We start from the raw sequence: 18,312 nt of genomic DNA, 5'->3' as shown, positions 1-18,312 counted from the left end.
CCCGACTCTCGACCCTCGACGAAGCTGCCCTCTTGTCGAGCAGTGCTCACGCAAGCACGACGAAGCCCGGCGGCGGTCCCTCCTCAGGCCGCCGCCGGCTCGCGTTCCGCGACGGGCGCCTCGGCCGCCTTCTCCTTCAGGTGCGCCCGGATCGAGTAGGTCAGCCCGCCCGCCCACGCCGCGTACAGGACGACGTAGACCAGCGCGCTCGTCGAATCCGACGCCGCCACCCAGTCGCTCTTCAGGAGCGTACGGACGTTCGTGACGACGATGACCCCGCCGACCGCCGAGCCGAGGACGCGCGGCGGGAGCAGCCGGACCAGCCAGGCCGCGAGGGGCGCGGCGACCATGCCGCCCAGCAGGAAGGCCAGCACCCAGGGCCACTTCAGGCCCTGCGAGCCCAGCGAGAGCAGGAAGCCGAGACTGGCCGCGAGCGCCACCAGGAACTCGCTCGTGTCGACCGAGCCGATCACCTTGCGGGGCTCCATCCGGCCGCTGGCCAGCAGCGCCGGGGTGCCGACCGGTCCCCAGCCGCCCCCGCCGGTCGCGTCCAGGAAGCCGGCGACCAGCCCGAGCGGGGTCAGGAAGCGGCGGCGCAGCGGCTTGCCCAGCCGGTCCTTGGGCAGCCCCCGGAACGTGAACCGGGACATCACGTACAGGCCCAGACCGAGCAGGATCAGGGACATCACCGGGGCCGCCAGCTCCGTGGACAGCCGCGACAGCACGGTCGCGCCCAGGAAGGAGCCCACCGCCCCCGGTACGCCGATCCGCGCGACGACCTTCCAGTCGACGTTCCCGAACCGCCAGTGCGAGGCGCCGGACATCAGGGTCGTACCGATCTCGGCGAGATGGACGGTGGCCGAGGCGGCGGCCGGATGGGTGCCCATGGCCAGCAGCAGCGTGGTCGAGGTGACGCCGTAGGCCATCCCGAGACTGCCGTCCACGAGCTGGGCGCCGAGGCCCGCGAGAGCGAGCAGGACGAGCGTGCGCATGCCAGACACCTGTTCCCTAGTTCCCTGCCGTTTTCCCTGCCTTCCCCACCGGTTAGGTGGGGATTAACGGGAAGCGAGAGTAGGGGGGCAAGCTGAGAGCAGCGTGTGAAAGCTAGGGGTTCTCCCAGGCGGCCGGTTCCGCCGCCAGTTCCTTCACCGGTTCCGGAAGCGCGTCCGCCGCGATGTCCGCGACGGTGACGCCCTCCAGGATGCGGCGCACGTTCGCCCGCAGGGCGATCCACAGCGGGAGCAGGGGCTGGGCGGAGCCCGTGTAGGACAGGCCGGTGGGGCGTTCGCCCCGGACGGAGACGATCGGGCCGTCCACCGCCCTGATCACGTCCGCTACGGTGATCGACGCGGGATCGCGGGCCAGACGGTAGCCGCCCCCTCCGCCGCGCCGGCTGTCGACCACACCGGCCCGGCGGAGGTCGCCGAGGATCCCTTCCAGAAACTTGTGCGGAATGTCCTGCGCGGCGGCCACCGTCTCCGCCTTCACCGGGTCACCGCCCTGCCGTACGGCGAGCTCCAGTACCGCCCGTACCGCGTAGTCCGCCCGTGCCGAGATCCTCATGCCCACATTGTGACGCGCCGCGCATCCCGCAGGATCAGACCAGCCGGATCACGTTCCAGGACAGCGGTTCGAGTACGGCGGTGAGGGTGCCGTCCGTCAGCGCCGTGCCCTCGGCCGCGTGCGGGAGGACCCGCTCGGGCTCGGCGAGGGTGTTGCGGGCGTCCGGGTCGGCGTCGGCCAGGACGGTGTGCTCGACGACCGAGGTGAGGCCGAGGCCGTTCAGGGCGACTTCGAGGGGCAGGGCCTCGGTGCGGCTGCGGTTGACGGCGAAGACGGTGACGGTGCCGTCCTCGGCCCGGACCGCCGTAGCGTGCAGCAGGTCGGTCTCGCCGTACTTCTTCGTCTCGTACGTCGGTGACTCCACCCGTACGTCGAGCACCCGGCCGCGGCCGTGGCGGGCGGCCTGGGCGAACGGGAAGAACGTCGTCTGCCGCCAGGCCGGGCCGCCGGGCTCGGTCATGATCGGGGCGATGACGTTGACGAGCTGGGCGAGACAGGCGACGGTGACGCGGTCCGCGTGGCGCAGCAGCGCGATGAGGAGCGAGCCGAAGACGACGGCGTCCAGGACGCTGTAGTTGTCCTCCAGGAGGCGGGGGGCCTCCTCCCAGTCCCGGGCGCCGGAGTTCTCGATCTCGTGCCACTTCGAGATGTACCAGACGTTCCACTCGTCGAAGGAGAGGTTGATCTTCTTCGTGGACTTGAGCCTCGCGCCCACGTGGTCGGCGGTGGCGACCACGTTCTCGATGAAGGACTCCATGTCGACGGCGGAGGCCAGGAACGAGTCGACGTCGCCGTCTTCTGGCTGGTAGTAGGCGTGCAGGGAGATGTAGTCGATGAGGTCGTACGTCTCCTTGAGGACCGTCGCCTCCCACTCGGCGAAGGTCGGCATGGACTGGCTGGAGGAGCCGCAGGCCACCAGCTCCACGTCCGGGTCCAGCTGGCGCATCGCCCTGGCCGTCTCGGCGGCGAGGCGGCCGTACTCCTCCGCCGTCTTGTGGCCGGTCTGCCAGGGGCCGTCCATCTCGTTGCCCAGGCACCAGAGCCGGATGCCGAAGGGGTCCTTGTCGCCGTGGGTCACCCGGAGGTCGGAGAGTGCCGTGCCGGCGGGGTGGTTGGCGTACTCCTGGAGTTCCAGGGCCTCGGCGACGCCACGGGTGCCGAGGTTCACCGCCATCATCGGCTCCGACTGCGGGCCCACTTTGCGGAGGAAGTCGATGTACTCGGAGAGGCCGAAGCGGTTCGTCTCCGTCGAGCGCCAGGCCAGGTCGAGACGGCGGGGGCGGTCCTCCTTCGGGCCGACCGAGTCCTCCCACTTGTAGCCCGAGACGAAGTTGCCGCCGGGGTAGCGGATGGCCGTGACGCCGAGTTCGCGGACGAGGTCGAGGACGTCCTGGCGGAGACCTTCGGCGTCCGCGGTGGGGTGGTCCGGTTCGAAGATGCCGGTGTAGACGCAGCGGCCCAGGTGTTCGACGAAGGAGCCGAAGAGGCGGGGGTTGACTTCGCCTATCGTGAAGGCGGGGTCGAGGGTGAAGCGGGCGGTGCGCATCTTTTCCTTTCAGGTTCAGTTTTGTCTGCGGGTGCGTGGGGGCTTGTCGCGCAGTTCCCCGCGCCCCTAACGGACGACTGGCCAGCCGTCTCTTGTCCAGCTGAGCGTGTTCAGCCCCAGCTTTGGCGTGCCGCCGTCCTCTGCGTCGTAGTAGTGGTACGCCAGGACATCTCTGCCCCTGTCCTTGAAGATCGACTCTCCGCCGGTGCCGATGTAGCGGCCGTGGCCCTCCAGGAGGAGGTCGCCGCCGCCCTCCAGGAGGGGCTTGCCGGTGCTGTCCACGTACGGGCCCGTCACCTTCGTCGCTCTGCCCACCCTGATCTTGTAGGTGGAGTTCACGCCCGCGCAGCACTGGTCGTAGCTCGCGAAGAGGTAGTAGTAGCGGCCGTGGCGGACGAGGTACGGGCCCTCCACCGCGTAAGGGGCATCCGGGCGGGTCGCCAGGTGGTGGACCGTCGCCTCCTCGATCGCCTTGCCGGTCCTCGGGTCCAGCTCGATCATCCGGATGCCCGTCCAGTACGAGCCGAAGCTCATCCACAGGCGGCCGTCGGCGTGGATCACCGCCGGGTCGATGGCGTTCCAGGTGTCCGTGGTTTCGGAGGTGAAGACCTTGCCGTGGTCCGTCCAGGTGCCGGGGAGGCCGGTCGGGGAGGTGGCCACGCCGATCGCGGAGTGGTTGGTGCCCCAGGAGGAGACCGCGTAGTAGAGCCAGTAGCGGCCCGCGCGGTAGGAGAGGTCGGGGGCCCAGGGGTCGCCGGTGGCGTTGTACTCGTACCACCAGCTCGGCGGGGTGGAGAAGGCGTTGCCCGCGTCGTCCCACCGGACGCGGTCCTTCGAGGTGCGGGCGCCGATGATCCCGCCGGTCGAATAGGCCACGTATCCGCCGGACTTGAGGCGGAGGACCGTGGGGTCGTGGATGATCTGCTGGCCGGTGATCGGCTGGGGGTCCGGGTAGGTGACCGAGGCCTCGGCGGTGGTGGGGAGCAGGGCCAGGGTGGCCGCTGCCAGGAGGGTGGCGAGTCTTTGGCGCACCGCGGTCCCCTCTACTGTCCGGCCAGACCGGTGTGGGCGACGCCCCGCACGATCTGGCTCTGGAAGAAGACGAACACGACGATCAGCGGCAGGCCCGCGATCAGGCCGCCCGCCATGAGCTGGGGCCAGACGATGCCGAAGGCGTTCTGGACGGTGGCGATGCCGTTCGGCATGGTCATCAGGTCGGGGTTGTTGGTCACCATGTACGGCCACAGGAAGTTGTTCCACGAGGCGATGAAGGTGAAGATGCCGACCGCCGAGAGGGACGGCTTCGACAGCGGCAGGACGATCGTGAGGAAGATCCGCCAGCGGCCCGCGCCGTCGATGAAGGCCGCCTCCTCCAGCTCCTTCGGGAGCGACTGGAAGAACTTGTAGAGGATGTAGACCATCGCCGCCGGTGCGCACTGCGGCAGGATCATGCCCCAGTACGTGTCGACCATGCCGAGCGACTGGACCGTCGTGAAGAGCGGGACGCCGACGATCGCCGGGGAGAACATCAGGCCCGCCATGGTCAGGGCCATCAGCGCGGACTTGCCGCGGAACTCGGTGCGGGCGAAGCCGTATCCGGCGAGCGAGGAGACCAGCAGGACCAGGAAGGTGACGCAGACGGACACCACGACCGAGTTCACGAACCAGTTGGGGATGTTGCCTGCCTCCAGGACCTCCTTCCAGGACTCCAGGGTGAGGTGGTCGGGGATCCAGTGCGGGGACGCGACGGATTCGGCGGGCGTCTTGAGGGACGTGGACAGCGCCCAGGCCAGGGGGGCCAGCCAGACGAGCGACAGCGCCGAGGCGACGGCGGTCAGGGCGATCTGGCCGGGGGTCCAGGTGCTGCGGGGTTTGCGTATCGCGGGGGTCGTCATCGGGTCGCCGCCTCCTCGCGTCCGCGCAGCAGCCACATCCGGCCGAGGGCGACGGCCGCGATGATCAGGAACAGGATGAAGGAGATCGCGGAGGCGTAGCCCACGCGGTAGCTGGTGAAGCCCTCTTCGAGCGTGTACTGCACGAAGGTGCGGGTCGATTCCTCGGGTCCTGGGCCGAACTGGTACATCACCACGGCCTGGTCGAAGACCTGGAGGGAGGCGAGGACCTGGAGGGCGATGACCAGGCCGGTGATGTTGCGCAGGTTGGGGACGGTGATGTGCAGCAGCCGCTGCCAGGCGTTCGCGCCGTCCAGTTCGGCGGCCTCGTACAGGTGCTGGGGGATGTTCTGGAGGGCGGCCAGGTAGAGGAGGAAGGAGAAGCCGACCGTCCACCACAGGGTCGCGATCACCACGGCGAGCATCGCCGTGGACTTCTGGGTGAGCCAGGGGGTGTCCCAGCCGAGGACGTGGTTGACCATGCCGTTGGTGGGCTGGAACAGCCACCACCACAGGTTGCCCACGACGGCCGAGGGCAGCAGGAACGGGGCGAAGAAGCAGAGCCGCCACAGCCACTTGAAGTGCACGGTGTGGTGGGCGATCAGGGCCATCAGCAGGGCCATGACGACGATCACCGGGACCACGTAGACGGTGAACTGGACGCTGTGCTTGAGGGAGTCCCAGACCAGGTCGTCGTGGAGGGCCTCGCGGTAGTTGGCGAGGCCGACGAAGCCGGAGTCGTCGCCGGAGATGTTGGCGTCGGTGAAGCTGAGGTAGAGGCCCCGGACGACGGGGACGAGGACGAACAGGCCGTAGAGGACGAAGAAGGGGGCGACGAACCAGCCGCCGTGCTGGAAGCGCCGGCCCCAGCGGGCGCGGGCGGAGTCGGCGGCGGTCGCGGTGCGGGCCGGGAGTGCGGTGCCGGCCTGGGCGAGGGTGCTCATACGCCGGCTCCCCTCCGGGCGCGGACGCCCTCCGGCTGCCGGACGGGGATGTTCCCCGGGCGGGCCCCCTCCGGGCGACGGGTGACGCCGTGCCCCGGGCGGGAACCTGGCGGTCGCGGGGCAGACGCGCTGCGGATCAGGGACCCCTCCGGCCGCAGGGCGAGACCGCTCCGCGCCCGGGTGCCCACCGGCCGCTGCGCGAAGGCGCTCCACAGGTGAGCACCCTCGTCCCGCCGCCGGGCAAGGGTGCTGCCGAAGAGGGCGCCCTCCGGCCGCTGGACGAGGCCGCTCCAGATGCGGGCGCCCTCCGGGTGCCGGGCGGTGGTGCTCATGCGCGCGCTCCCTTCAGCTCCTGGGCCGCCGTGCGGCCGTCCATCGGGTTCTTCGCCGCCAGGAGTTGTTCGAGGGCGGACTTCATCCGGCGGGCGGCCGCCTCCGGCTTCGCCGAGCCGAGGTTGGAGGACGCGACGATCGGGCCCATGCGCTGGGCGAGGATGCCCGTGGAGCCCGCGAACCAGATGTGGGGTTCGGTGGCGGGGTGGTCCATCGCGGGGCGCGAGTACTCGTTCTGGGGGGACAGCTTCAGGTACGCCGGGTCCTCGAAGGTGGGCAGATAGGCGGGGACATGGCCGCCGTTGGCCCAGGTGGTGGCGTGGGTGACCATGTAGGCGGCGAGCCGGTAGGCGTCCTCGTTCGCGGCGCCGCCGCGGTGTGCCTGGTGGGGCAGGATGAAGGAGTGCGACTCGGCGTGGGTGGCCGGGGTGCCGAAGACGGGGGGCAGCGGCTGGGCGCCGTACTCGATCTTCTGGGAGTTGAAGTACGGCACCGACCAGTTGCCCTCCCAGGTGAAGGGCGAGCCGGCGAGGAAGGCCTCGGCGTCGGCCTCGCCGACCGTGACATAGCCGTCGGTGACGTGCTTGCGGAAGAACTCCAGGACCTCGGTGGCCTTGCCGGTGTCGAAGGTGACGTCCGTGTGGTCGTCGGTGAAGTAGGTGCCGCCGAGCTGCTGGTGGAAGGCGACGAAGAACCACCAGCAGAAGTTCTGGTCGTTGGCGTGCAGGCCGAGGGTCTGCTGTCCGTCCTTCAGCCGCGCCTTCGCCGCCTTCAGTACGGCGAACCAGTCGTCCACCGAGGTGACGGTGGGCAGCCGGCCGTCGGCGTCGAGGAGGCCCGCCCGCGCGCAGACGTCCTTGCGGTAGAAGCTGAGCTGGACGTGGATGTCCAGCGGGAGGGCGTACAGCTTGCCGTCCACGATGCCGCGCTGCCACAGGACCGGGTTGAAGTCGGCCTCCCGCACGCCGTGCCGGGCGAGGAGGTCGACGTCCCAGGGGTCCAGGAGGCGGCCCGGGGCGAAGCCGGGGATACGGCCCTGGTGCATGACGGCCAGCTCGGGGGCGCGGTTGCCGGCCGCGGCCATGGCGAGCTTGGTGTAGTACGGTCCGCCCCAGGTGAGGGTGGCGTCCTTGACGGCGATGTCCGGGTGCTCCTTGCGGAAGGCGTCCACCATCGCGACCTGGTTGGCGCCGTCGCCGCCCTGGAAGAGGTTCCAGTAGCGGACGCGGGTGCGGCTGCCGGCCGCGAGCGCGTCGGCGCCGGTGCCGAGGGCGGCGAAGCCGAGGCTGCCCGCGACCACGGCACCGCCCGCGGCGGTGAGGAGTTGCCTGCGATTCAGGCGAGGTTGTGCCATACCTTGCCCCTGTCGTCCGGTCGGTCCATCACTTCAGCATCGTTCGGCATTTCGGATCACGAACGTAACTTCGAACGCGACCGTAAAATCGATGCGCTTGCGCGTCAATGGTTTCGACACGAAGTCTGATAGCGCTTTCTATCGTCGTCGGGCCGCTCGCCCCACCCCCGTCGAATGTTTTCGTGACGCGGACACAACCAGCCGCGTAGGCTCGACGCCGCGGCCGGAGGGCGCCGGGCGGGCTGCCGTACGGCGGCGAGAAGGGGGCGGGACCTGATGGACATCGCGGGCGCGCGCGGGACGGCGTCCCGGATCGCCTCCGCGCTGCGGCGCCCGAGGACCGGACCGGCCATGCGCGAACTCACGGCGGGGCTCTCCGCCGCGCTGCGGGCCAGGCCCCGGCGGCCGGCCGGGGTGCGGGAGGTGTCCCGGGCCCTGTGCGAGGCGATGGCCGCGCGGCGCGGCGGACGCTCCGTGGAACTGCGGTTCGAGCGGTTCCCGGACGAGATCGGGGTGACCGGCCTGTGGATGGAGTTCCGCGACTTCGACCTGGTCATCGTGGAGGAACGGGCCGAGGCCGTGCAGCAGCTGGTCATCCTCGGGCATGAGCTGTGGCATCTGCACGCCGGGCACCGGCACCACCATCACGGGGTCGGCCGGGACGCGGCGGGGGTGCTCGCGGGCCGGGGCGGCTGGGACTCCATGGCGCTGACGGTGGCCGCCCGCAACGGGTCCCGGGAGGCCGACGAGGCCGAGGCCGACGACTTCGGGCACCGGCTCGCTGCGCGGTTCCGGCGGTATCTCGCCGAGGGCGGGGACGGGGGCGGGGGCTTCGGCGGCTCCGGCGGCTCCGGCGGCTCCGGCGGCCTCGGTGGCTCGGGGGGCTCCGGTGTGGAGGTCTCGCCGGTGCAGCGGACGCTGGGGTACCGGGGACGCGGGGGCGCGGCCCGGTGATGCACGGTCTGTACATCTCCTTCTGGCTGCCCACGGTGGTGCTGGGCGCCGCCCTGGCCATCAAGCTGCCCAGCATCCTCAAGCTGTGGCGGGATCCGCTGCTGCGGGCGGTCGGCGGGCTGCTGCTGTTCGCCTGCGCGGTGTTCGTGTTCGCCGCGCCGCGGACGATCGCCTGGACCAACCGGGTCACCGGGGTCCCCAACATCGCCGCGCCCTGGGTGTACTCGCTGCTCACCGCGCTCTCCGCGTCCTGGCTGCTGCTGGTCATCGCCTGGCGCAACAACCTCACCGAACGCTCGGCGCAGACCCGGCGGGCCACGCGGTGGGTGGTGTCCGTGTACGCGGGGGTGGTGGTCACGCTGTGGGTGCTGTTCGCGCTCGCCGACGTGCCCGTGGAGCGGATCCGGGACCTGGACACGTACTACGCCACGACGCCCTTCATGCGCGAGGAGATCCTGCTCTATCTGCTCGCGCACACGGTGGCCTGCTCGGTCACCGCCGGGCTGATCTGGAACTGGAGCCGCACCGACGGCCTCGACGCCTGGCTGCGCTGGGGGCTGCGCTTCCTCGGGGCCGGGTATGTGACGAACCTGCTGTTCAGCGCGGCCAAGCTGACGGCTGTGGTGGCCCGCTGGACCGGGCACGACCTGGACTGGCTGAACACCAACATCGCGCCGTCGGCGGCCTGTGTCGCCGCCACCCTGGTCGCGATCGGCTTCATCGTGCCGCACGCCGGCCAGTACCTCCAGGAGCGGTGGCGGGTCCGCCGGCTGCACCGCGGTCTCGGGCCGCTCGCCCGGCTGATGCGGCCCGTCGTCGGCGCCCGTGAGCCGCTCGCCCTGCGCGCCACCCCCGAGCTCCGGCTGATCCGCCGCGAGACCTTCATCCGTGACGCCGTCCTCCAGCTCTCCCGCCATCTCGACGACGACCTGCGCAGGCGCTCCTACGACGCGGCGGTCGCCCTCGGCCACGACCGCGGCCGCGCCCAGGCCCTGGCGGCGGCGGTGACGATCCAGGCGGCGGTGGCGGCGAGCCGCGGAGCGGAATCCTCACCGGAGCCCCCGAGGGCCCCCTCCGGGGCCACCACCCCGATCGGCACCCCGTCCCTGGGCCCCGGAGCCGCCATCGCGGGAGCCCGCGGCGCGGGACCCCGCCTGGAGGAAACGCTGCCCGGCGGGACGGGGCCGGAGCCCGACGGGGCGGAGGCCGCGCCTGTCGAGGCTGGCCTGGAGCCCGGCGGGGCGGAGGCCGCGCCTATCGGGGCGGGCATGGAGCCCGGCGGGGCGGAGGCCGCCACCGGCAGGGCAGACGCCGCCACCGGCGGGACGGAGGCCGCGCCCGGCGGGACGGAGGCCGGGGGCCCCGGAGCCGCCATCGCGGAAGCCCGCGCCGCAGGACCCCGCCTGGAGGAAACACTGCCCGACGGGACGGGGCCGGAGCCCGACGGGGCGGAAGCCGCGCCTGTCGAGGCGGGCATGGAGCCTGGCAAGGCGGAGGCCGCCACCGGCAGGACGGAAGCCGCCACCGGCAGGACGGAAGCCGCGCCCGGCAGGGCAGAGGCCGCGCCCGGCAGGACGGAGGCCGCCACCGGCAGGACGGAAGCCGCCACCGGCGGGACGGAGGCCGCGCCCGGCAGGACGGAGGCCGCGCCCGGCAGGGCAGAGGCCGCGCCCGGCGGGGCGGAGGCCGGGGGCCCCGGCGGGGCGGCCGGGGCGGACACGACTTATCTGTTGCGGGAGATCCAGGCCGTGTCCGCGGTTCTCCGGCATCCCGATGACATCGACGCGGTCCGTGAGCTCGCGGTCCGCCCCGGCAGAGAGCATGTCCCCGCATGACTGAAGATCCCACCCCCGCCAGAACCGCCGTAGTCCTGGGGGGATCCCATGCCGGCATGCTCGCGGCGGCCGCCCTGGCCCCGTACGCCGAGCGGGTCGTCGTCGTCGAGCGGGACGTCCTGCCCGACGGTCCCGAGCCCCGCAAGGGCCTGCCCCAGGCCCGTCACGCCCACATGCTGTGGTCGGGCGGGGTGCGGGCGCTCACCGAGCTGCTGCCGGGCGCCACGGAGGCGTTGCGCGCGGCCGGGGCGCGCCGGCACCCGGTCACCAGCGACATGGTCGTCCTGGGGCCGCGCGGCTGGTTCCGGCGCTGGCCCGAGTCGCACCATGTGATCCTCGCCGGGCGGGACCTGCTGGACGCGACGGTCCGGGGTCAGGTCCTGGCGGACGAGCGGGTCGAACTGCTCGACGGCACCGAGGTGCTGGGGCTGGAGGGCACCGCGGGGGCGGTCACCGGGGTGCGGGTCCGCGACCGGGAGCGGGACGCCGTACGGGTGCTGCGGGCCGGACTGGTCGTGGACGCGACCGGGCGCGGCTCGCGGGCGTCGCGGTGGCTGACGGAGCTGGGGCTGCCCGAGGTGGAGCGGCGCGAGGTCGACTCGGGGCTGGCGTACGCGAGCCGGCTCTATCTCGCTCCCGAGCAGGCGCGGTCCGGCTATCCGATCGTGAACGTGCAGCCGGATCCGCGGGACACCCGTCCGGGGCGGGCCGGCTTCCTGCTGCCCATCGAGGACGGGCGCTGGATCGTCACCCTCAACGGCACGCGCGGTGGTGAACCCTCCGCCGACGCCGGGGACTTCGTCCGGTTCGCCCGGGAGGAGCTGCGGCACCCGGTCATCGGGGAGCTGCTGGAGCGGGCCGAGCCGCTGACCGACGTGTCGTACACGCGGGCCACGCTCAACCGGCGGCACTTCTACGAGCGGATGCCGCGGTGGCCGGAGAACTTCGCGGTGCTCGGCGACGCGCTGGCCGCGTTCAACCCGCTCTACGGGCACGGGCTCGCCGTCGCCGCGCAGAGCGCGGTGCTGCTGCGGGACGTGGTGCGGCGGTACGGCTGGGGGGCGGCCGGTCTGGCGCGGCGGGTGCAGCGGGCGGTGGTCCGGCCGGCGGGGGCCGCGTGGGATCTCGCGGTCGGGCAGGACGTGTTCTATCCGGGGGCGGCGGAGGGCGGGCCGACGGTACGGGACCGGGTGCTGTCGGCGTACGTGGGCCGGCTGATGCTGACCGCGACGGGCAACGGACGGATCGCCCGGCGGGTGACCGACGTGACCTCGCTGGAGCGGGGGGCCGCGGTGCTGCTGACGCCGCCGGTACTGCTGGCCGCCGCGAGGGGTCCGCTCAAACCGGCCTTGAGCGGACCGCCGTTGACCGGGGAGGAACTGAAGCGAGTGGGGTTGCCTCAGCCGGTAGCCGGCAGCCGGTAACCGGTAGCCGCGCCAGGGTGTCCGGGCGCGGCGCCGTCGTGGCTGGTCGCGCCCCGCGGCGGAGCCGCAGACGGACACGGCCCCGCGCCCCTGTCGGGGCGCGGGTCGGTCAGCCCCGGAACGCCGGCTGGGGTACGCCCTTGCCCGCGTCCGGGATCACCAGGAGCGAGCCGGCGATCGGGTGGGGGGCGTCGAGGCCCACCGTCGCCGTCGTGATGTAGAGGTCGGTGAGGTCGGAGCCGCCGAAGGCGCAGGCCGTCACCCGGGGGGTGGGGAGGGTGATGACGCGGTCGAGTTCACCCGCGGGGGTGTAACGGCGTACCGCTCCGCCGTCCCAGAGCGCGACCCAGACGCAGCCGTCCGCGTCGACGGTGAGGCCGTCGGGGAAGCCGGCACCGTCCTCGATCACGGCGAAGGGGCGGCGGTCGGCGATCCGGCCGTCGGTGCAGGAGAAGACGTCGACCCGGCGGGTCGGGGAGTCGATGTAGTACATGAGCGAGTGGTCCGGGCTCCAGCCCGTGCCGTTGCTCACCGCCACGTCGTCGAGGACGACCTCGGCGGTGCCGTCGCCGGTGAAGCGGGACAGGGTGCCGCCGCCGGGCGCCTCGTCGTAGCGCATGGTGCCGGCCCACAGGGAGCCGTCGGGGGCGACGGCGGCGTCGTTGGCGCGGCGGCCGGGGACCGGCTCGTGGTGCAGCCAGCGGAAGGTGCCGTCCTCGTCCAGCAGGGCCACGCCGTCACGGAGGTTGAGGACCAGACCGCCGCCCTCGCGGGGCTTGGCCGCGCCCACGTGCTGGTCGGTGACCCGGACCGTGCGGCGGCCGGTCGAGGGGTCGTAGGTGTGCAGCCGGGAGCCGAGGATGTCGAGCCAGAGCAGGCGGCCGGTGGCCGGGTCCCAGGTGGGGCCCTCGCCGAGGGTGGCCTCGGCCCGTACCGCGACGTCGTACTTCGTGCTCATGCCACGCTCCGGTAGCCGAGGAGTTCGGAGAGTTCCGCGGCGCCCTTGGCGGCGAGCTGCTCCAGCTCGATACGGCGCTCGTCGCTCCAGCGGATCATGGGAACGGAGATCGACAGGGCGGCCACGACCTGGCCGGTGCGGTCGCGGACGGGCGCGGCCACACAGCTGACGTCGGGGTTCGACTCACGGCTCTCCACGGCGACGCCCCGGTCCCGGATCTCCGCGAGCGCGGTGCGCAGGGCGGCGGGGTCGGTGATGCTGTTCGGGGTCATCCGCATGAGCTGGGCGTCGTCCGGGACCCGGGCGGAGAGCTCGCTCTCGGACAGGGAGGCCAGCAGCATCTTGCCGACGGAGGTGCAGTGGGCGGGCAGCCGGCGGCCGGCGGCCGAGACCATGCGCACCGCGTGCGTGGAGTCGACCTTGGCGATGTAGATGACGTCCGTGCCCTCCAGGATCGCCACGTGGACCGTCTCGTCACACGTCTCGGCGACACTGCGGGCGACCTGCTGACCCTCGGCGGCGAGGTCGAGCTGCTCGGCGTACCGGCTGCCGAGCTGGTACGGGCGGACACCGAGGCGGTACCGTCCGGGCTGTCCGGGCACGGGGACGATGTAGGAGCGCGCGGCGAGCGTGGTCACCAGTTCGTGCACCGTGGTGCGCGGGAGCTGGAGCCTGCGCACGATGTCGGGGGCGGAGAGCGTCCCGTCCCCGTCGAGGAAGAGCTCGAGAATGTCGAGAGCTCGGGTCACGGCTGGTACGAGGCGTCCCACGACCGGCCCCCTCCCTGTTTCGTCCCTGGCCTGCGTTCGAAATTTCAACAGGCGATCGGCATGGCGAACACAGGCTGTCATATGGCGCTGCGCTGGGCAATGGTCCTGAAACGCCTCGGTGGGCCAGGATGGGGGCATGCCGACCCCGAAACGTCTCGCCGGCACCTTCAGTGTCGCCGACTTCCAACTCGTGCTGCTGCGCCGCATGGCCGACCACAACCCGGATCTGGTGGACGACGCCCGCCATGCCCTGGGGGTGTCCCTGGCGCAGATGAGGGAGGCCAACAAGCGCTGGCAGGCCATGGTCCACTCCCCGCACGCACGGGGCGCCCTCTCCCGTTACCGCTCGGTCCTCGGTGAACCCGAATCGAGGACCGCCCGCCGCGTCGGCGACCTCGACTGCGAGTCCTGGCAGTGGCCGATCCCGCTCTGGCCCGAGCTGCGCTTCGAGGTGCTGCTCGCGCCGGACAACGCCGTCTGGAACGACTGGCTGGTCCGCTCCCCGCAGCAGCCGGGCCCGGCGCTGCGCACCCTGGACGACCTGGCCCCCTGGTCCTGCACGGTCGACGAGGTCGCCCGCGCCTTCGCGCCGGCCCGCCCGTTGGAGGGGACCGCGCCCGGCCGCTGGGGACTGGCGTTCACCGCGCCGGACGCGCTGGGCACGCCCAGGGAGGTGGTCGCCGAGTTCACCTGGGGCCTGCTCCAGCGGACGGCGGTCCGGGACGGGAACGCCCCGGGCCCGGGGCCGTACGAGCAGCACGAACACGAACTGTACGAGCAGCGCGCACAGCACGAGCGGCAGTACGGAACCCACGGGCAGCAGTACGGACCGTACTAGCCGGGCCGCACGGCGCTACCGGCGGGCCGCCGCGAGGATCGCCGCCGCGACCGGCGCCACCGAGCCGGTGTGCAGGGACAGGAACAGGTTCGGTTCGACCAGTTCCAGTTCCATGACCTGGGGGCGGCCGTCGTCGCCGTCCACGAGGTCCACGCGCGCGTACAGCAGCTCGGGGGCCTCGGGCACGGCCGCCAGGGCCTGGGCGGCCACGGCCAGTTCGGCGTCCGTCGGCTGCCAGGCCTCCAGGCCCGGGTGGGCCACCTTGCGCTCGTCGTACGGCGTGCCGGGCGCGAGGACGGCGCCCTTGCGGCTGGCGTGCAGCAGGCGTCCCCCGAAGAACTGCAGGGCCCGCTCGCCCGCCGCGTCGATGCCCCGCACATAGGGCTGCACCATCGCGGTGAAGCCCTCGGCGTGCAGGCGCGCGAGGTGCCGTACGGCGGTGTCGTGCTCGTCGGGGGTGTAGCGGGCGGCGAAGCGGGCGCCGCCGCCGGAGGTCGGCTTCACGACGTACTCGTGGTCGTCGGGGAGGCCGGCCACCGGCTCGCCGGGCGCGAGGTAGCGGGTCGGGACGGTCGCGACCCCGGCGGCCGCGAGCGCGCCGAGGTAGCGCTTGTCGCTGTTCCAGCGGATCACCTCGGCCGGATTGGCCAGCCGGGTGAGGGCGCCGGTCTTCTCGGCCCAGGCCAGGAACTCGGCCGCGCGCCAGCTGTAGTCCCAGGTCGAGCGGATGACGGCGAGGTCGAACCCGGCCCAGTCGGCCTCGGGATCGTCCCAGACGACGGCCCGCGCGTCCGCCCCAGCCCCGGTCAGCGCCGCCACCAGCCCCGGCAGATCCCGGTCGACGGCGACCTCGGGTCCGGGCCGGCAGGTGACGAGGGCGATACGGGACACAGCGGGACTCCCCCTTCGTACGCATGTCCGATGATCCTTCCCCGGAAGGCTAACAACGGCCACGGGAACCCGCACGGGCCGCTTGGCCTTCCCCCTTGGGTGAACCCATGGCTGTGTGGTGGCCGACGTGGTGCAAGTGGGGTGAGCCGGGGCAGGATCGGGGGCACGTGACCACAGCACACCGGTTCAAGGAGCGTCCGCGTGTCCTCTCTCTTTCCGGCCCTCACGGGTGATCCTTCCGAGCGTGCCGCGGTGCGGTTCGGTGAGCGTGGGCTGACGTACGCGGAGCTCGCGGCGGCCGCCGGGGCCGTCGGGGAGCGGGTGCGCGGGGCGGGGCGGGTGGCGGTGTGGGCCACGTCCACGCTGGAGACCGCCGTGGCGGTGGTGGGCGTGCTGCTCGCCGGGGCCGCGGCCGTGCCGCTCAATCCGAGGTCGGGGGACAAGGAGCTGGCGCACATCCTCGGCGACAGCGCGCCGGAGCTCGTGCTCGCGGCGCCCGGTGACGAACTGCCCGCCGCACTGGCCGGGTTGGAGCGGGTCGACGTGGACGTGTCCGCCGTCGGGCCGGTGCCCGCCGGGGCGCCGGGGTCCGACGAGGAGCCGGCCCTCGTCGTCTACACCTCCGGCACCACCGGCCCCCCGAAGGGCGCGGTCATCCCCCGGCGGGCCGTCGCCGCCACCCTGGACGCCCTGGCGGACGCCTGGCAGTGGACGGGGCGGGACGTGCTGGTGCACGGGCTGCCCCTGTTCCATGTGCACGGGCTGGTGCTCGGCGTGCTCGGGCCGCTGCGCCGGGGCGGGGCCGTACGGCATCTGGGGCGGTTCACCACGGAGGGCGTGGCCCGGGAGCTGAACGGCGGCGCGACCATGCTGTTCGGGGTGCCGACGATGTACCACCGGATCGCGGAGACGCTCCCGGCGGACCCGGAGCTGGTCAAGGCGCTGTCGGGGGCGCGGCTGCTGGTGTCGGGTTCGGCCGCGCTGCCCGTGCACGACCACGAGCGGATCGCGGCGGCGACCGGGCGGCGGGTGATCGAGCGGTACGGCATGACGGAGACCCTGATGAACACGGCGGTGCGGGCCGACGGGGAGGCCCGGGCGGGGACCGTCGGGGTGCCGCTGCCGGGGGTGGAGCTGCGGCTGGTCGACGAGGGCGGGGCGGCCGTCGCGGCGTACGACGGGGAGACCGTCGGGGAGATCCAGGTGCGCGGGCCGAATCTGTTCACGGAGTACCTCAACCGGCCCGAGGCGACCGCCGCCGCCTTCACCGCCGACGGCTGGTTCCGCACGGGTGACGTGGCGGTGCTCGATCCGGACGGGTATGTGCGGATCGTGGGGCGCAAGGCCACCGATCTCATCAAGAGCGGCGGGTACAAGATCGGGGCCGGGGAGATCGAGAACGCGCTGCTGGAGCATCCGGGGGTGCGCGAGGCGGCCGTCACGGGGGCGCCGGACGCGGACCTCGGGGAGCGGATCGTCGCCTGGATCGTCCCGGTCGATCCCCAGTCCCCGCCGGGGGAGGCGGAGTTGGCCGACCATGTGGCCCGGCGGCTCGCGCCGCACAAGCGGCCCCGCGAGGTGCGGTACCTCGACGCGCTGCCCCGCAACGACATGGGGAAGATCATGAAGCGGGCGCTGCCGGCATGACGGGACGTGCGAGCGCCCGCGAGGTCATCGCCCTGGTCACCGACTCCTTCAGCGAACTCCCCTCCCCACAAAGGGACTTCCGCCCCGACGGGCCGCTGGCCTGGCCCGGCTACGACCTCTCGCGCGCCCGCGCGGCCGAACGCACCGGCGAGAGCGAGTCCGTCGTCTGCGGCACCGCCGAGGTCGAGGGCACCGAAGCGGTGCTGATCGCCTTCGAGTTCGGCTTCCTGGGCGGCTCGCTGGGCGAACGCACCGGCGACCGGCTGACGGCGGCGTACGCCCACGCGCGGGAACACCGGCTGCCCGTCGTGCCGTTGGTCGCCACCGGCGGCAGCCGGATGCAGGAGGGCATGCTCGCCCTCACCCAACTCCAGCGGGTGGCGCGGGAGTCGGCGCTGACCCGGCAGGCCGGGCCGGCGCAGATCGCGGTGGTGCGGGACCCGACGACCGGCGGGGGCTGGGCCACGCTCGGCGCGGGTGCCGACGTCGTCCTCGCGCTGCCCGGGGCCCAGGTCGGTTTCGCCGGGTCGCGGGTGCGGCCGGCGGACGCCGATCCGGCCGCGTACACGGCCGAGGCGCAGGTCGCGGCGGGGGCTGCGGACGCCGTCGTGCCCGAGGGGGAGCTGCGGGAGACGCTCGGGCGGTGGCTGCGGCTGCTGACCGGAGGGTCGCGGGAGCCCGTCCCGGTGCCGGAACCGCTCGGCGCGCGGGATCTGCCGGTCTCCGGCTGGGACGCGGTACGCCGGGCCCGCTCCCCCCGCCGGCCGCGCGCCACGCAGTACCTGGACGCCTGTCTCACCGGGCGGGTCGCGCTCTCCGGCGACCGGTGCGGGGGCACCGACCCGGACGGCATGCTGTGCGGCTTCGGCGAGCAGGACGGCCGTACGGTCGCGTACGCCGCGCAGACCGGGGCGGCCACCCGGCCCGCCGGATACCGTACGGCGACCCGGCTGATCCGGCTCGCGGACCGGCTCGGCATCCCGGTGCTCACCCTGGTGGACACCCCCGGCGCGGCCAACGACGCCGAGGCGGAGCGGCAGGGCGCGGGCGCGGCGATCGCGGAGCTGTTCGGGGTCCTCGCCACCGTGCGGACACCGGTCACCACGCTGGTGATCGGCGAGGGCGGCTCCGGCGGGGCGCTCGCGCTGGCCGCGCCCGGCCGCACCTGGGCCGCGCCGGACAGCTACTTCTCCGTGATCGCGCCCGAGATGGCCGCCGCGATCCTCAAGCGGCCGCCCGCGGAGGTGGAGGCGACGGCCGGTCAACTCCGGATCCGGCCGCAGGACTTGGTGGAACTGGGGGTGATCCGGGCGCCGGAGCGGGGGACAGCGTGAAAACCGGCGGGGGAACAGGACAACCCCGA

Annotated in this window: 15 protein-coding genes and 2 pseudogenes; 6 read left to right on the top strand and 11 right to left on the bottom strand. The window is 73.0% G+C overall.

Translation table 11 applies throughout. The features are described from left to right. Nucleotides 1–83 precede the first annotated feature (83 nt). The 8 genes from ABZ490_RS01450 to ABZ490_RS01415 all read right to left on the bottom strand — a co-directional run bounded on the left by ABZ490_RS01450 (nt 84) and on the right by ABZ490_RS01415 (nt 7,632). Nucleotides 84–992, bottom strand: a complete 909-nt coding sequence (locus tag ABZ490_RS01450; RefSeq protein WP_358982701.1) for a sulfite exporter TauE/SafE family protein — start codon at nt 990–992, stop codon at nt 84–86. Between the two features lie 112 nt (nt 993–1,104). Then, entirely contained in the window at nt 1,105–1,563 is a 459-nt protein-coding gene (locus tag ABZ490_RS01445) for an Rrf2 family transcriptional regulator (protein WP_358982699.1), read from the bottom strand. A gap of 34 nt (nt 1,564–1,597) precedes the next feature. Then, a complete protein-coding gene (locus ABZ490_RS01440; RefSeq protein ID WP_358982697.1) occupies nt 1,598–3,109 on the bottom strand; it encodes an alpha-N-arabinofuranosidase in 1,512 nt (503 codons plus the stop codon). Between the two features lie 66 nt (nt 3,110–3,175). Beyond that, a complete protein-coding gene (locus tag ABZ490_RS01435; protein WP_358982695.1) occupies nt 3,176–4,141 on the bottom strand; it encodes an arabinan endo-1,5-alpha-L-arabinosidase in 966 nt (321 codons plus the stop codon). An 11-nt stretch (nt 4,142–4,152) separates the two neighbouring features. Beyond that, on the bottom strand, nt 4,153–5,004 hold the full coding sequence (locus tag ABZ490_RS01430) for a carbohydrate ABC transporter permease (protein ID WP_358982693.1): 852 nt from the start codon (nt 5,002–5,004) through the stop codon (nt 4,153–4,155). After that, nucleotides 5,001–5,945 carry a sugar ABC transporter permease gene (locus ABZ490_RS01425; RefSeq protein WP_358982691.1) on the bottom strand — a complete coding sequence of 315 codons (945 nt, stop codon included), beginning with the start codon at nt 5,943–5,945 and terminating at the stop codon, nt 5,001–5,003. Before ABZ490_RS01425 ends, ABZ490_RS01430 begins: the two co-directional genes overlap by 4 nt. Further along, the gene (locus ABZ490_RS01420; protein ID WP_358982689.1) at nt 5,942–6,277 is read right to left on the bottom strand and encodes a hypothetical protein; all 336 of its coding nucleotides are present in this window, start codon (nt 6,275–6,277) and stop codon (nt 5,942–5,944) included. The genes ABZ490_RS01425 and ABZ490_RS01420 overlap by 4 nt, the downstream gene beginning before the upstream one ends. Next, on the bottom strand, nt 6,274–7,632 hold the full coding sequence (locus ABZ490_RS01415) for an extracellular solute-binding protein (protein ID WP_358982687.1): 1,359 nt from the start codon (nt 7,630–7,632) through the stop codon (nt 6,274–6,276). The genes ABZ490_RS01420 and ABZ490_RS01415 overlap by 4 nt, the downstream gene beginning before the upstream one ends. A gap of 276 nt (nt 7,633–7,908) precedes the next feature. Between ABZ490_RS01415 and ABZ490_RS01410 the strand changes: the two genes are divergently transcribed. The 3 genes and pseudogenes from ABZ490_RS01410 (at nt 7,909) to ABZ490_RS01400 (ending at nt 11,845) form a co-directional block, all read left to right on the top strand. Further along, nucleotides 7,909–8,586 (top strand): toxin-antitoxin system, toxin component family protein, encoded by a 678-nt coding sequence (locus tag ABZ490_RS01410; RefSeq protein WP_358982685.1) that lies wholly within the window; start codon nt 7,909–7,911, stop codon nt 8,584–8,586. Next, nucleotides 8,586–9,698: pseudogene (locus ABZ490_RS01405) on the top strand (MAB_1171c family putative transporter); the annotation flags it as partial. The gene ABZ490_RS01410 and the pseudogene ABZ490_RS01405, both read left to right, overlap by 1 nt. 719 nt (nt 9,699–10,417) lie before the next feature. Further along, on the top strand, nt 10,418–11,845 hold the full coding sequence (locus ABZ490_RS01400; RefSeq protein WP_358982683.1) for an FAD-dependent oxidoreductase: 1,428 nt from the start codon (nt 10,418–10,420) through the stop codon (nt 11,843–11,845). A gap of 109 nt (nt 11,846–11,954) precedes the next feature. Here the strand turns inward: ABZ490_RS01400 and ABZ490_RS01395 are convergent, their stop codons facing one another. Together ABZ490_RS01395 and ABZ490_RS01390 are read right to left on the bottom strand one after the other, a co-directional pair. Further along, the gene (locus ABZ490_RS01395) at nt 11,955–12,803 is read right to left on the bottom strand and encodes an SMP-30/gluconolactonase/LRE family protein (RefSeq protein ID WP_358982681.1); all 849 of its coding nucleotides are present in this window, start codon (nt 12,801–12,803) and stop codon (nt 11,955–11,957) included. Continuing rightward, complete coding sequence (locus tag ABZ490_RS01390) at nt 12,800–13,573, bottom strand: IclR family transcriptional regulator (RefSeq protein WP_358982679.1); 774 nt, start codon at nt 13,571–13,573, stop codon at nt 12,800–12,802. Before ABZ490_RS01390 ends, ABZ490_RS01395 begins: the two co-directional genes overlap by 4 nt. Nucleotides 13,574–13,709: 136 nt before the next feature. Here ABZ490_RS01390 and ABZ490_RS01385 point away from each other — a divergent pair. Next, nucleotides 13,710–14,291, top strand: a pseudogene (locus ABZ490_RS01385) (hypothetical protein); the annotation flags it as partial. A gap of 135 nt (nt 14,292–14,426) precedes the next feature. Here ABZ490_RS01385 and ABZ490_RS01380 read toward each other — a convergent pair. Beyond that, nucleotides 14,427–15,302, bottom strand: a complete 876-nt coding sequence (locus ABZ490_RS01380; RefSeq protein WP_358982677.1) for a hypothetical protein — start codon at nt 15,300–15,302, stop codon at nt 14,427–14,429. 201 nt (nt 15,303–15,503) lie between these two features. On the opposite strand from ABZ490_RS01380, the gene ABZ490_RS01375 reads away from it, so the two are divergent. Both ABZ490_RS01375 and ABZ490_RS01370 read left to right on the top strand, forming a co-directional pair. Next, nucleotides 15,504–16,949 (top strand): acyl-CoA synthetase, encoded by a 1,446-nt coding sequence (locus tag ABZ490_RS01375; protein WP_358982675.1) that lies wholly within the window; start codon nt 15,504–15,506, stop codon nt 16,947–16,949. Then, nucleotides 16,946–18,283, top strand: a complete 1,338-nt coding sequence (locus ABZ490_RS01370) for a carboxyl transferase domain-containing protein (RefSeq protein ID WP_358982672.1) — start codon at nt 16,946–16,948, stop codon at nt 18,281–18,283. Before ABZ490_RS01375 ends, ABZ490_RS01370 begins: the two co-directional genes overlap by 4 nt. The last annotated feature ends 29 nt before the right edge of the window (nt 18,284–18,312 follow it).

The organism is Streptomyces sp. NPDC005811 (assembly GCF_040630405.1).
Classification (GTDB): Bacteria; Actinomycetota; Actinomycetes; order Streptomycetales; family Streptomycetaceae; genus Streptomyces.
This window is presented reverse-complemented; position numbering and strand designations above follow the sequence as displayed.